At 65.3% G+C, this 13,387-nt stretch carries 10 protein-coding genes and 1 pseudogene; 4 read left to right on the top strand and 7 right to left on the bottom strand.

The window, feature by feature from the left end:
• Positions 1-29: 29 nt before the first annotated feature.
• Positions 30-1,124: an AI-2E family transporter gene (locus HDG34_RS34185; RefSeq protein ID WP_184067182.1), complete on the bottom strand. Its 1,095-nt coding sequence runs from the start codon at positions 1,122-1,124 to the stop codon at positions 30-32.
• A gap of 343 nt (positions 1,125-1,467) precedes the next feature.
• Here HDG34_RS34185 and HDG34_RS34180 point away from each other — a divergent pair, with 343 nt between their 5' ends.
• Positions 1,468-1,755 carry a DUF3331 domain-containing protein gene (locus HDG34_RS34180; protein ID WP_013091570.1) on the top strand — a complete coding sequence of 96 codons (288 nt, stop codon included), beginning with the start codon at positions 1,468-1,470 and terminating at the stop codon, positions 1,753-1,755.
• A 283-nt stretch (positions 1,756-2,038) separates the two neighbouring features.
• Positions 2,039-4,624 (top strand): adenosylcobalamin-dependent ribonucleoside-diphosphate reductase, encoded by a 2,586-nt coding sequence (locus tag HDG34_RS34175; RefSeq protein ID WP_184067179.1) that lies wholly within the window; start codon positions 2,039-2,041, stop codon positions 4,622-4,624.
• A gap of 57 nt (positions 4,625-4,681) precedes the next feature.
• Here the strand turns inward: HDG34_RS34175 and HDG34_RS34170 are convergent, their stop codons facing one another.
• The 5 genes and pseudogenes from HDG34_RS34170 to HDG34_RS34150 all read right to left on the bottom strand — a co-directional run bounded on the left by HDG34_RS34170 (position 4,682) and on the right by HDG34_RS34150 (position 10,339).
• Complete coding sequence (locus tag HDG34_RS34170) at positions 4,682-5,635, bottom strand: DmsC/YnfH family molybdoenzyme membrane anchor subunit (RefSeq protein ID WP_184067176.1); 954 nt, start codon at positions 5,633-5,635, stop codon at positions 4,682-4,684.
• Positions 5,636-5,654: 19 nt separating this feature from the next.
• Positions 5,655-6,425, bottom strand: a complete 771-nt coding sequence (locus HDG34_RS34165) for a 4Fe-4S dicluster domain-containing protein (protein ID WP_184049921.1) — start codon at positions 6,423-6,425, stop codon at positions 5,655-5,657.
• A 21-nt stretch (positions 6,426-6,446) separates the two neighbouring features.
• Complete coding sequence (locus tag HDG34_RS34160; RefSeq protein WP_184067173.1) at positions 6,447-9,398, bottom strand: molybdopterin-dependent oxidoreductase; 2,952 nt, start codon at positions 9,396-9,398, stop codon at positions 6,447-6,449.
• Between the two features lie 220 nt (positions 9,399-9,618).
• Positions 9,619-10,002: pseudogene (locus HDG34_RS34155) on the bottom strand (Ldh family oxidoreductase); the annotation flags it as partial.
• Positions 9,998-10,339, bottom strand: coding sequence for a UxaA family hydrolase (locus tag HDG34_RS34150; RefSeq protein ID WP_221309348.1), 342 nt, complete (start codon positions 10,337-10,339; stop codon positions 9,998-10,000). The pseudogene HDG34_RS34155 and the gene HDG34_RS34150, both read right to left, overlap by 5 nt.
• Before the next feature lie 269 nt (positions 10,340-10,608).
• Between HDG34_RS34150 and HDG34_RS34145 the strand changes: the two genes are divergently transcribed.
• Together HDG34_RS34145 and HDG34_RS34140 are read left to right on the top strand one after the other, a co-directional pair.
• Positions 10,609-11,367, top strand: coding sequence for a GntR family transcriptional regulator (locus HDG34_RS34145; protein WP_184067170.1), 759 nt, complete (start codon positions 10,609-10,611; stop codon positions 11,365-11,367).
• Positions 11,368-11,490: 123 nt separating this feature from the next.
• Entirely contained in the window at positions 11,491-12,969 is a 1,479-nt protein-coding gene (locus tag HDG34_RS34140; RefSeq protein WP_184067167.1) for a sensor domain-containing diguanylate cyclase, read from the top strand.
• A gap of 46 nt (positions 12,970-13,015) precedes the next feature.
• On the opposite strand, the gene HDG34_RS34135 is transcribed toward HDG34_RS34140, so the two are convergent.
• Positions 13,016-13,318 carry a putative quinol monooxygenase gene (locus tag HDG34_RS34135; RefSeq protein ID WP_184067164.1) on the bottom strand — a complete coding sequence of 101 codons (303 nt, stop codon included), beginning with the start codon at positions 13,316-13,318 and terminating at the stop codon, positions 13,016-13,018.
• Between the last annotated feature and the right edge of the window lie 69 nt (positions 13,319-13,387).

Raw genomic sequence — 13,387 nt, 5'->3', positions numbered from 1 at the left:
CCCGGCCCCCGCGTCCCTCGACGCCCGCGCTACTCCACGAGATCGGTCCACAGCACCATCAGCACCGTCATCAACGCGGGGCCGATGAAAATCCCCAGCAGCCCGAACGTCTCCGCGCCGCCGAGAATGCCGAACAGCACGAGCAGAAACGGCAAGCGCGTCGAGTTGCCGATCAGCACGGGCCGCACGAAGTGCTCGGCGACGAACACGACGACCGCGCCGAATACCAGCAGCCCGGCCGCCGCAACCATCGAGCCCTGCACGAGCAGCCACAGCGCCGCAAGACCGAACACGATCGGCGCGCAGAACGGCAGCATCGCGGCGATCGCCGTGACGAAGCCGAGCAGCGCCGCATGCGGCAGCCCGGTCACGAAGTAGGCGACGCCAAGCAACAGGCCTTCGCCGACGCCGACCACGATCAACCCCGACACGGTGCCGCGCACCGCGGTACCCATATGCGCGACGAGGTCCGCGCCGCTATCGCCGAAACCGCGTCGCGCGGCCTTCAGCAGCGAGCCGGACAGCCGCGGCCCCGCCTGAAAAATCACGAACAGCGTGACCAGCATGAACGCAAACACCATTGCCGCATGCGCGGCGCGCGCGCCGAAATGCCGGCCGAGCGTCATCACCGTATTGCTGTGCAAGCCTTTCATCGCGGCCGAGTCGCGCAGCGGCTGAGCAAGATTGGCCTGCCACCAGGAAGTGATCTGCTGCACGCCGAACGGCAGACGGTTGATGAAGTCCGGCAGCGCGATGCCGTTCTCCTGCACGCTGCGGAACCAGTCGTTCAGATCGTGCGCCTCGCGCAGCGCCTGGGCGATGCCGAGCCCGACCGGCAGCAGCACGAGCACGGCGATCACCAGCGTGAAGACCGTCGCGAGCAAGGTCGCGCGCCCCTTGAACCAGTGGCTGCCCGCCACCTTGTGCAGCAGCGGCCACAGCGCGATCGCGACGACCCCGGCCCACGCCACCACCACGATGAAATCGCGCACCACCCACAATGCGAGCAGCGCGAGACCGATATAGAGCACGATCGATGCGGCCTTCTGCTTTTTCAGGCGCTCGGCGGCGACGGACGACGCTTCGGGAGAGTTGGGGGGGACGGCGGGAGGGCGTGGAATCATGTGAACTCTTGTGTTTTTGAACGGTGTGCGCGCGAGCCGACCTGAAAAATTCAAACCCGCTACACTGACGGCTCAGTTCGCCGCCCGACATTCGACATCTTAAAGGAAGCGTTGCCGCCTCTTTCCCGGCCGCCCTCCCCGTCGCGCCACAGGCAACACAGCGTTGCAAAAATATGCCTTATTAAAAAATCACATAAAAAATGCTTGCAACGCCTGTGGTTTCGGCAAATCGCTAATGTCAAGTCTGATTATTGCTAATTCCGGAACGGTGTTTCAACGGTGACACAATAGCTATCCGGCGCGAGCGGGACTACATTCGGCACTCCACAACACGGAGCCGATGATGACCCTGGAGTCCATCCCCCTCGACGGTAGCAATGGCGTACGCATCGAAATTCTCGAGAGCTCCGACACGACGCTGGTGATCCGCTGGGTCGAGCCGGGCCGCTGCCACTACGGTGAGCAGCGCTGGCGCCGTCGCTCGGCGCATTCTTCCGGCACCTGCGCGGTGTCGCGCCGCAAGATCCGTCGCGGTGACCCGGTGTTCAAGCCGGCCGAGCGCCCGGCGCCGTCGAATGCGTCCGCCATGATCTGCGCGGAAATCCTCGAACCGCTGCTTGAAGCGGCCTGACGCACGGAACGTTCCCGAGTCCCGCGCACTAAGCGCGGTTTTCAACCCGTTGTTCCGGGGGCGATCTCCCTACTGCCCACGTGCCCTTAGCGCGCGCGTGCCCGGCGGCCGCGGCATCGCAAGATGCGGCGCCGCGCCGGCCCCGCTGCCGGTTGCCGCCCCGCGCCTCGTGCGTTAAGGTGGACTCGTTGCGCCCGCCCGACCGCCGGCTCGCTATCCGGTGCCGGCCGCGCGCCTTCCACCACCGCGCCGCGCCCGCCGCGACGCCGTTTGAGGGCCGATCATGGCAGAAGACACGCCGCAAACCCGCGCGGCCAACGCCGCTTCCACGCCTCCCGCCTCCTCCGCTCCTCCCGCTTTGCTAATCCCGCCGCAGCAGTTCTCTCTCGACGTGCTGCTCGAAAAGTATGCGAAAGGCGACGAGCAATCGGCCGACGATGTATATCGCCGCGTCGCGCGCGGCGTCGCCGAGGCCGAGCAGCCCGAGATGCGCGCGTCGGTCGAGGAACAGTTCGTCGACAACATGCGCCACGGCGCGCTCGGCGCGGGCCGCATCATGAGCGCGGCGGGCAGCGGTATCGCCGCGACGCTGATCAACTGCTTCGTGCAGCCGGTTGGCGATTCGATCCAGGGCGTCGATGAACAGGGCTTGCCCGGCATCTACGTGGCGCTGCTGCAGGCGGCCGAAACGATGCGGCGCGGCGGCGGCGTCGGCTACAACTTCTCCGCGATCCGGCCGAAGGGCGCGCGCGTTCACACCACGAGTTCAGCCGCCTCGGGTCCGTGCAGCTACATGGACGTGTTCGACGCGTCGTGCCGTACCGTCGAAAGCGCGGGCTCGCGGCGCGGCGCGCAGATGGCGGTGCTCGACTGCGACCACCCCGACCTGCTCGAATTCATCGAGGCCAAGCATTCGAAGGGACGCTGGAACAACTTCAACGTGTCGGTCAGCGTCACCGACGAGTTCATGCGCGCGGTCGAAAACGACGAGCCGTGGCAACTGGTCCATCGCGCCGAGCCGTCGCCGGCGCTGCGCGCGGCCGGCGACGTGCGGCAGCGCGAAGACGGCCTGTGGGTCTACAGCGAACACCCGGCGCGCGCGATCTGGGACCGCATCATGCGCTCGACGTACGACGTCGCCGAGCCCGGCATCGTGTTCATCTCACGGATGAACGAGGACAACAATCTGCGCGCCGTCGAAACGATCCGCGCCACCAATCCGTGCGGCGAGCAGCCGCTGCCCGCGTACGGCTGCTGCAATCTGGGGCCGCTCAATCTGACGCGCTTCGTCGTCGATCCGTTTGCGCAGTTGCAGGGCCGCCAGCCGTCGTTCGACTGGGACGGCCTCGCGCGGCGCACCCGCACGCAGGTGCGTTTTCTCGACGACGTGCTCGACGTCACGCTGTGGCCGCTGCCGCAGCAATACGACGAATCGCGCGCGAAGCGGCGCATCGGCGTCGGCTTCACCGGCCTCGGCGATACGCTCGTGATGATGGGCCTGCGCTACAACTCGCAGGAAGGCCGCGATTTCGCGGTGCGCATCGCGCGGCTGATGCGTGACGAGGCGTATCGCGCATCGGTCGAACTCGCGAAGGAGCGCGGCGCGTTCGAGCTGTTCGACGCCGCGCGCTATCTGGAAGCCGGCACGTTCGCGTCGCGCCTGCCCGATGACATTCAGCAGGCGATCCGCCGCGACGGCATTCGCAACAGCCACCTGCTGTCGATCGCGCCGACCGGCACCGTGAGCCTCGCGTTCGCCGACAACGCGTCGAACGGCATCGAGCCGGCGTTCTCGTGGACTTATACGCGCGTGAAAGTGATGGCCGACGGCGGCCGCGAATCGTTCGACGTCGAGGACTACGCGTACCGGCTCTATCGCGAACTCGGCGGCGACGTGAGCCGGCTACCCGACTATTTCGTCAGCGCGCTGCAGATGTCGGCGCGCGACCATCTCGACATGATGGCGGCGGTCCAGCCATACGTCGACACGTCGATCTCGAAGACCGTCAACGTGCCAGCCGACTATCCGTTCGACGCGTTCGAAAGCCTCTACTTCGATGCATGGAAAAGCGGGCTGAAGGGCCTTGCCACCTATCGCCCCAACGACACGCTCGGCGCGGTGCTGAGCGTGACGCCCGCGCAGGCCGACGACACGCTCGCCGAGATGGACCAGGACCCGCTGCGTATCGCGATCGATCATCGGCCCAGAGGCGAGTTGCCGGCGATCATCGAGAAGGTCGAGTATCTGACCCAGGCGGGCAAGAAGTCGCTGTACGTCGCGGCGTCCTTCATCGAGGTGACGGGGCGGCTCGGCGGCGAGGACGTGACGATCGAGCGGCCGATCGAGTTCTTCATTCCGACCGGTCAGCGCGACGAGTCGCAGCAGTGGATCACCGCGACGATGCGTTCGCTGTCGCTGGCCGCGCGCGGCGGCTTCGTCGCGCGCAATCTGCAGGATATGCGCAAGGTGTCATGGGATCGCGGACAGGTGCGGCTTGGCGACGTGCAGCGTCTCGACGGTCATCGCGCGCCGCGCTGGCACGATTCCGAAGTGGCGGCGCTCGCGTTCGCGATCCAGCAAATCCTGTATCGACGCGGCTTTCTCGACGCCGAGGGCAATCAGGTCGCGTCGCGGATGCTCGCGCGTTTGCCGCGCGGGCACATGAAAACCGACATGGCGCTGTCCGCCGATTTCGGCATCCGTCCGAATCCAGCGGATAGCGCCGACACCTTGCTGCAGCCGAACGGCACGCAAGGACTGCACACGATGCTCGGACGCAAATGCGCTTCGTGCGGCGCGAATGCGGTGATTCGCAAGGACGGCTGCGATTTTTGCACCGCGTGTGGGGAGGTGGGGGCGTGCGGGTAGTGTGAGGCGACGAGCGCGCTGGCACCCAGGCCGAACGCGCTCGTTGAAGGCTATGCCTCACCCCACCCTCGCGTAGTAAAGATTCTGCGGATGCTTCGCCTCGGCGAAGAAAAACCAGCGCTCCGCCACGAGCCCCGCATACTGCACGAGACAAGCCGCGGCCAGCAAGCCGAACGACCCGCCAGGCGAACGCAGCCCCGCGCCCAGCACGATCAACACGACCGGCACGACGAACGCACCCACGAGAAAGCCCCATTTGACGCCACGCAACGTCCGCGCCGATTTGCCGTGAAAGAACTCGCGCAAATTGAACGCACCGGCGGTGAAGCCTCGTGACACCTGCACGAGCTTCGGATTGCGGATGCCCGTTGCGCTCTGCACCGTCGATTTCGGCCGCAAGCGCGCATTGCGCATGAGCGACGCGTAGCGGCTCGCGCAACCGGCGAGCGTCAGCAGGCACGCGCAGACCGCCAGTCCCGCCGTCAGCGCGGGCGCGAACCATGCGCTCAGTGCGGTCGCGAGCGTCAAGCCCGATGCGCAGCCGAGCAGCACGAAGTTCACCAGCGTCAGCGGCGTCGCCCACTCCTGCAGAAAGCGCAGGCACGCATAGATCATCGCGGAACAGACGAACAGCGCGGCGCTCGCGAGCACGCCGAGCCAGCCGAGCGCGAGCGACCACGGCGAGCCGAGCCAGTGCGCGACGCCGTACAGGAACGCGCACGCCAGAAACGCCGGCAGGCACAGGCATTCGCGCGACAGCCACGAGGTGCGCCACATCGCGATCGCGCGCCACGCGCGTTCCGGATGGCCCAGATGGAAGAACGACGCGATCAGACCAAGACCGCCCAGCAGCACCGCGAGCGCCGCGCCGCTCACGTAGAACGCGGTGGCGGCGGGTTGCGCAACGACGCCCAGGCACGCCGCACTCTCGACGCCGACGAGCGCGATCAACAGCCCCTGCGCCGCGCCGCTCAGCGTGGTCAGGAAGACTACGGAAAAAGCCGGATTCATCGTATGGCCTCGTTGTCGTTCAAATGCGCTTCGCGATCGACGCGAGATGCACTTCGCCATGCGCGAGCTGCCCCTCGAGCTGCGAGTCGGGCGAGCCCGACGTGTGCGTGGCATCGCCGGTGGTCGTTCCTGACGATTTGCACGAGCACCCGTCGCCGCCGCAACTCGCGGACGCGATCGGCACGCGCGGCAAATAGTGATTCGCGGGGCGCGTGCCCCACTCCGGCATCAACTGATAGCCGCCGCGCTCGCGGATCGCTTGCGACACGACCGACTCCGGATCGTGGATATCGCCGAACAGCCGCGCGGATGTCGGACATGCGAGCACGCAGGCCGGCTTGCGATCGCGCTCGGACAGATGCTCGTCATGAATGCGATCGACGCACAGCGTGCACTTGGTCATCTCCTTGCGCGCTTCGTCGAGTTCGCGCGCGCCGTACGGGCACGCCCACGCGCAATACTTGCAGCCGATGCAGCGATCGAAATCGACCAGCACGAGACCGTCTTCCTTGCGCTTGTAGCTCGCGCCCGTGGGACACACCGGCACGCACGGCGGGTCCTCGCAATGCAGGCACGACTTCGGGAAATGGATCATCTCCGTATCGGGGAAACTGCCCGCTTCGAAACTCTGCACGCGGTTGAAGAACGTGCCGGACGGGTCCGCGTCGTACGGATTGAAATCGGCGAGGCTGCCCGATTCGCCTGACGTGTTCCACTCCTTGCAGCTCGTCACGCACGCCTGGCATCCCACGCATACGTTCAGATCGATCACCAGCGCCATCTGGGTCATTGCAAGCTCCTTGTCGTGGCTTTAGCGGTCGTCGCCGTTATGTTCGGCGCGGCGCAACGTCCCGCGCAGGCGAGCCGCGAATTCTCCGCGTCCCGCGAAATAGGTCTGGACGATGCGCGACACCACACTCTTCTGTGCAACCGCGCCGGGCAATTCGGGCATCGCCTCGAACTGCGGCAGCGTGTGCCGCGCGTCGGCTTCGGCCGGATAGATGCGCACGCGCACGTCGTACCAGGCGGCCTGGCCCGTCACCGGATCGGAGTTCGACATGCGCGCGGGTGCCTCGTCGCAGCCCGGCAGTTCGTCGGTGATCAGGTGATTGAGCAGGAAGCCGCGCTGCGATTCGTTCGCGTCCGGACCGAGATTCCATGCGCCCGCCGCTTTGCCGATCGCGTTCCACGTCCATACGGTGCCCGGTTCGACGGTCTCGCTGTAGCGCGCCATACAGCGAACGCGGCCCCATTGCGATTCGACGTAGATCCAGCTGCCGTCGGCGATGCCGTTCGCGCTCGCCGTTTTCGGATTCACATAAAGGTAGTTTTCCCCATGAATCTGCCGCAGCCACGCGTTCTGCGAATCCCACGAGTGATACATCGCCATCGGCCGCTGGGTGACCGCGGCGAGCGGGAATCGCGCGAGATCCGTCGCCGCGCTTTCGAGCGGTGCGTACCAGAACGGCAGCGGATCGAAGTACCTGTCGACGCGCGCGCGCAGACGGTCGGGCGGCTGCCGGCCGCTCGTGCGTCCTTGCGCGGCGAGCCTGAACTTCTGCATCACGTCCGAGTAAAGCTGGATCAGAATCGGTTCGCTGAATTTGCGGAAACCGTTTTTGACCGCCCAGTCGAGATATGGTCCGTTGCAGTTGCGCATGTACTGCAAGGTCTCGGGCAAGCGGTAATGGAATACGCAGTTGTTCTTCGCGTACTGCTCCCATTGATTCGGATTCGGCTCGCCGACGAGCGCCTTGTCGCCATCCTTGCCGCGCCAGCCGATCAGAAAGCCGACGCCGGAATCGGGCGACGTGGTGTGATTGACGATGAAGTCCGGATAGTCGCGAAAGCGCCGGCCGCCATCCGCATTGGTGAACGCCGGAAACCTCAGGCGCGACGCCAGTTCGATCAGCACTTCCTGGAACGGCTTGCATTCGCCGGTCGGCGGCACGACCGGTACACGCACCGAATCGACGGGGCCGTCGAACTCGGAGATCGGCCGGTCGAGCATCGACATCGCGTCGTAACGTTCGAGGTAAGTCGTGTCCGGCAGGATCAGATCGGCGAACGCGGTCATCTCCGACTGGAACGCGTCGCACACGACGAGAAACGGAATCTTGTAGTCGCCGTTCGCGTGTTTGTCGGCGAGCATCTCGCGCACCTTCATCGTGTTCATCGACGAATTCCACGCCATGTTGGCCATGAAAATCATCAGCGTGTCGATGGGATACGGATCGCCGCGCCACGCGTTGGTGATCACGCTGTGCATGACGCCGTGCACCGCGAGCGGATATTCCCACGAGAACGCCCGGTCGATGCGCACCGGAGCGCCGTGTTCGTCGATGAACAGATCCTCGGGCGCGGCGGGCCAGCCTAGCGGGCCCGTCGCAAGCGGTGTATTGGGCTTCACCGCGGCGGGGTCGTTCGGTGGTTTCGCCGATGGCGGCACCGCGCGCGGAAACGGCGACTTGTGACGAAAGCCGCCGGGCCGGTCGATCGTGCCCAGGAGCGACATCAGCACGGCGAGCGCGCGGATCGACTGAAAACCGTTCGAATGCGCGGCGAGCCCGCGCATCGCATGAAAAGCGACCGGGTTGCCCGTGACCGTCTCGTGCGTTTCGCCCCACGCGTCGGTCCAGCGGATCGGCAGCGTGATGCGGTGCCGGCGGCCCGTCTCGATCATCTCGCCGGCGAGCCGCCGGATCGTCTCGGCCGCGATGCCGGTGATCGCCGCCGCCCATTCGGGCGTGCACTCGGCGACGCGCTCGCGCAGCAATGCAAACGACGGCGTGACCGGCTTGCCGTTGTCGAGCGTGTAACGGCCGTCGAGCGCGGGCCTCACGCCGCTCGCATGATGCGGTACCGCGCGCTGGGTGGCCGGGTCCCACCACAGATGATTCTGCGGAAACAGCGGATTGCCTTCGGCCCGTTCGGGATCGCGCACGAACAAACCGAAGTTTTCGCTCGCTTCGTCGAGATCGATCAGCTCCGCCGCGTTCGTGTAGCGCTGCACGAACTCGTGATCCCACGCGTCGGCGGCGATCAGTTCGTGCAGGAACGCCATGAACAGCGCGCCGTCGGTGCCCGGCTTGATCGGCACCCATTCGTCGGCGATCGCCGCATAGCCGGTGCGGATCGGATTGATCGCGATGAAGCGGCCACCCGCGCGCTTGAACTTCGCAATCGCGATCTTCAGCGGATTCGAATGATGATCTTCCGCGGTGCCGATCATGAAGAACAGCTTCGCGCTGTCGAGATCCGGTCCGCCGAATTCCCAGAACGAACCGCCGATCGTATAGATCATGCCGGCCGCCATGTTCGACGAGCAAAAGCCGCCGTGCGCCGCATAGTTCGGCGTACCGAACTGTTTGGCGAACAGGCCGGTCAGCGCCTGCATCTGGTCGCGGCCCGTGAACAGCGCGAACTTCTTCGGATCGCTCGAGCGAATCGCGGCGAGACGCTTTTCGAGCACGTCGAACGCGGTGTCCCACGAGACCGGCTCGAACTGCGCGCTGCCGCGCTGCGCGCCGGCCTTGCGCATCAAAGGCTGCGTAAGGCGCGCGGGCGAGTACTGCTTCATGATGCCGGAGGCACCCTTCGCGCAGATGACGCCCTGATTGAGCGGATGCTCCGGATTGCCGTCGATATAGCGCACCTCGCCGTCGCGCAGATGCACCCGGATGCCGCAGCGGCACGCGCACATGTAGCAGGTGGTGGTCTTGACATCGAGCCGTTCGTTCTGCGTGCGGGCGTGGTGCTCCATGGCCATCTCCGTCGTTGCTTCTGGTGGGCCGAAGCGCGCGTCATACGCGCTGCTCATACGATACCGACCATCGTATTCGCACCTGCCTCACAAGGGAAATCGCGATTTGCGAGCAAAACTATCTGGCGCACCGATAGTTTCGGTTTCGCTTTCAGCTATGCGCTTTTTTCGACGGCGTGTCCAGCCAGGTGAGATCGGTTGGGTGCGCTGGGACGCTCGTTTAAGCGCGGCCCTCCAGTTGCGCGATCAGCGCATCCGGAATTTCGACGCCCTCCTCGTATGCCGCCTGCGCAAGCTGCTCCCGGCGATAACCGGGCAGGCGCACGTCGTCATCCATCAGCATCATCTCGATCAGCGCCTCGACACGCGACAGATACGCGTCGTCGCCGGCCAGCGCGCCCGGGTCGATCACCCAGAACAGGTGGCCGATGCGCGAGCGCTCGCCCTCCTCGGTCAGGAACGAGCCCGCTTCGTAGCCGAAGTTCGCGCCGCTCAGCGCGGCGGCCAGCAGTTCGACCACGAGCGCGAGCATCGCGCCTTTCGCGCCGCCGAACGGCAGCATCATGCCATCGAGCGCGGTGCGCGCGGCGCTGCTCGGCCTACCAGCGCTTCGTCTTGATGTTGTGCACGTGGGCGTGCTCGCCGGCCGTGATCGGCGCGACCACCTTGCCGATGTCGACGCCGTACTTGAACACCGTGTCGCCAACGGCCATGTCCTTCAGCGCGATCTTGTGACCGATCGGAATGTCCTGCTTCGCCGGCACGGTGACGATTTCGTCGTCGTCCATGATCCATGCGTTGAGCACCGTGCCCGCCTTGATGCCCTCGACCACCGCCACGCCGACCGTGTCTTTCGCCTCGTGCAGCACGATGTGGATCGTTCTGCGCGGCGCCGACGCGCCCGCTGCGGTGTCGTTGATGTCTGCCGTGGGATTGCTCATGAGCGTCTCCATTCGTAGTTTGAATGCGGTGAGGGTGCCGCCGGGGCAGCGCAGCCAGGTGCGCCGCGGTGAATCGATATTAGGCGGCGACTTACCCAATGTCAACTAGGTCATATATATGTGTTAGACGACTGGGCGAGAACCGGGCTGTTGTCGCGATTCACCGACAACATACGATTCATCCAGATGGATTAGATGATCTGGTCGTTTAGAATCAGGGCAGGTTCAACCCCGGCGAGCGGCACGACTCGCGTATCCCAGAGGTTTTCATGAGCACGCTCGCGATCAATGCGCCCGCAGTGGGAGGCACACGGTACAAGGAGGTCAAGAGCGCGATTCTCGCGGCGCTCGCGGCCGGCGAATGGAAAGGCGGCGAATGCATTCCTTCGGAAAAGCGCCTCGCCGAACGCTTCGGCGTGTCGATCGGCACGCTGCGCAAAGCCATCGACGAACTGTGCGCCGAGAACATTCTGATCCGTCATCAGGGGCTCGGCACGTTCGTGGCGATGCATCAGCGCGACCGGCACTTCTTCCGCTTCTTTCGCATCGTGCGGCGCGACGGCGACAAGGCCTACCCGGTCGTCACGCTGATCGGGTTCAGGAAGGCGCGTGCCTCGCGCGAGGCGGCCGCCGCGCTCGGCATCGACACCGGCGCGCGCGTTCTGCAGTTCGTCAACGGGCTCGCGCTGCACGGCAAGACCGTGCTGATCGAACATATCACCGTGCCCGAAGCGCTGTTTCCCGGCTTGACGGAAAGCAAGCTGCGCAACCGGCCGAACACACTGTACAACTTCTATCAGGACGGTTTCGGCATCAACGTGGTCGAGACCGATGAGCATGTGAGCGTTGCGCTCGCCAATGAGCTCGAAAGCACACAACTAGGCGTCGAAGTCGGCGCGCCGCTGCTCGAGATCCGGCGCATCGCGTACTCGTATCGCCGCAGCGCGGTCGAACTGCGCATGTCGCGGCTCAATACCGAGGAGTACGAGTACATCGGCACGCGCGCGGCGCGCGACGATCAGAAATAGCGGACCTCGGTCGCCGCCTGCGCTTCATATCACATCTGCGCAAAAACGACAGGCCAATCGTCTTTCATTTTCGGCCGGCGCCAACCTGTCTAAAATAGCCGCACTTCCGCCCCCGAGAACCTCATGCTGGATACCCTCACGAGCGGCTCCGCGCCCATCAACGACGACTCCGGGATGTTCGAACTCGCGCCCGTGTCGCTGTGGCTCGAAGATTTCAGCGGCGTGCGCGCATTGTTCGACGCGTGGCGAGCCGCCGGCGTGACCGATCTGCGCGCCCATTTCGCCGAAGACCCGCGCCGCGTCGCCGAATGCGCTCATCGCATCCGCGTGATCAAGGTCAATCGCCAGACGCTCACGCAATTCGAGGCCGCCGATTTCGACACGCTGACGAGCAATCTCGCCTCGGTGTTCCGCGACGACATGCTGAAAACGCACCTCGAAGAGCTGTGCCAGCTGTGGGCCGGACAGTCGAACTTCACGAGCCACACGGTCAACTACACGCTCGGTGGACGGCGCCTCGACGTACTGCTGAAAGGCGCGGTGCTGCCCGGTCACGAGGAACGCTGGGACCGCGTGCTGGTGTCGACCGAAGACATCACCGAGCTCGAAGGCGCGCGGCGCCGCGTCGCGCAAGCGGAGGAATACGCGCGCGGGCTCTTCGAGCATTCGCCGGTATCGCTGTGGGTCGAGGATTTCAGTGCTGTCAAACGCCTGCTCGACGGCGCGCGCGCGGCCGGCATCAACGATTTCCGCGTGTTTACCGACGTCCATCCTGAGTTCGTCGAACGCTGCATGGCTGAAATCCATGTGCTCGACGTCAACCATCACACGCTCGGGATGTTCGGCGCGAAGGACAAGAAAACGCTGCTCGCGCGCCTCGCCGACGTGTTCCGCGACGACATGCGTCCGCATTTCCGCGAGCAGTTGATCGAACTGTGGGACAACAAGCTGTTCCAGCAGCGCGAGGTGCTCAACTATTCACTCGACGGCAACGAGGTGCACGTACACCTGCAATTCTCGGTGCTGCCAGGCCACGAACCGGACTGGGACCTCGTACTCGTCGCGCTGACCGACATCACCGCGCGCAAGAAGGCCGAGGCCTACCTCGAATTCCTCGGCAAGCACGACGTGCTGACCAAGCTGCGCAACCGCTCGTTCTACGTCGACGAGCTGAACCGGCTCGAACGCAAGGGACCGTGGCCCGTGACGATCATCATGGCCGACCTGAACGGCCTGAAGCGCGTGAACGATCAGCTCGGTCACGCGGCCGGCGACGCGCTGCTGCGGCGTGCCGGCGAAGTGCTCGCGAAGGCGATGGAATCGCCGTTCCACGCGGCCCGCATCGGCGGCGACGAGTTCGCGGTCCTGATGCCCGATACCGACGAGCGCGGCGGCGCGGCGATGATCGACGCGATCCGCCAGCTCGTCGAGATGAACAACCAGTTCTATCCGGGCTCGCCGCTGAGCTTCTCGATGGGCGCGGCAACCTGCCAGCGCGGCGATCGGCTGGAAGCGGGCGTGCAGCGCGCCGACCTGCTGATGTACGAGGAAAAGCGCGCGCACTACGGGGCGCAGCCGGGGGCGGACGCGGCGGCGAAGTAACGCTCGCCGGCGTCAGGCGTTCACCACGCCAACGCAACGCTCAACCTCAGCCCGGCAGCTTGGCCGCGAGCACATCCAGCTTGACGATGCTCGGCGGCGACGCGAACAGCTCGCCCGCCTTCTCCATCAACGCGGCCGCGACCTTGCCGTTCAGATGCGCGTCGCGGCCGGCTTCGTCGTCGAACGCGTCGAAAATGGCGTACGTCGACGGACCGAGCTTCAGACCGAACCACGCGGCGGTGGCCGGCTCCTGCTCGACGAGCGGCAGGCCGCCGAGCAAAAACGCCTCGACTTCCTTTTCCTTACCGGGCTTGGCTTCCAGACGGACATACAAAGCGAGCTTGACCATGATGCGACTCCTGGTGAGTTCGGCAGCGAACGGTCCTTTCAAAGCGCTTTGAAAAGTATAGGCGGCGTC

This window comes from Paraburkholderia sp. HC6.4b (genome assembly GCF_014200875.1).
GTDB classification, from domain to species: Bacteria; Pseudomonadota; Gammaproteobacteria; order Burkholderiales; family Burkholderiaceae; genus Paraburkholderia; species Paraburkholderia tuberum.
Note: the sequence above shows the minus strand (reverse complement) of the source record. Positions and strands in the feature narration are given on the sequence as shown.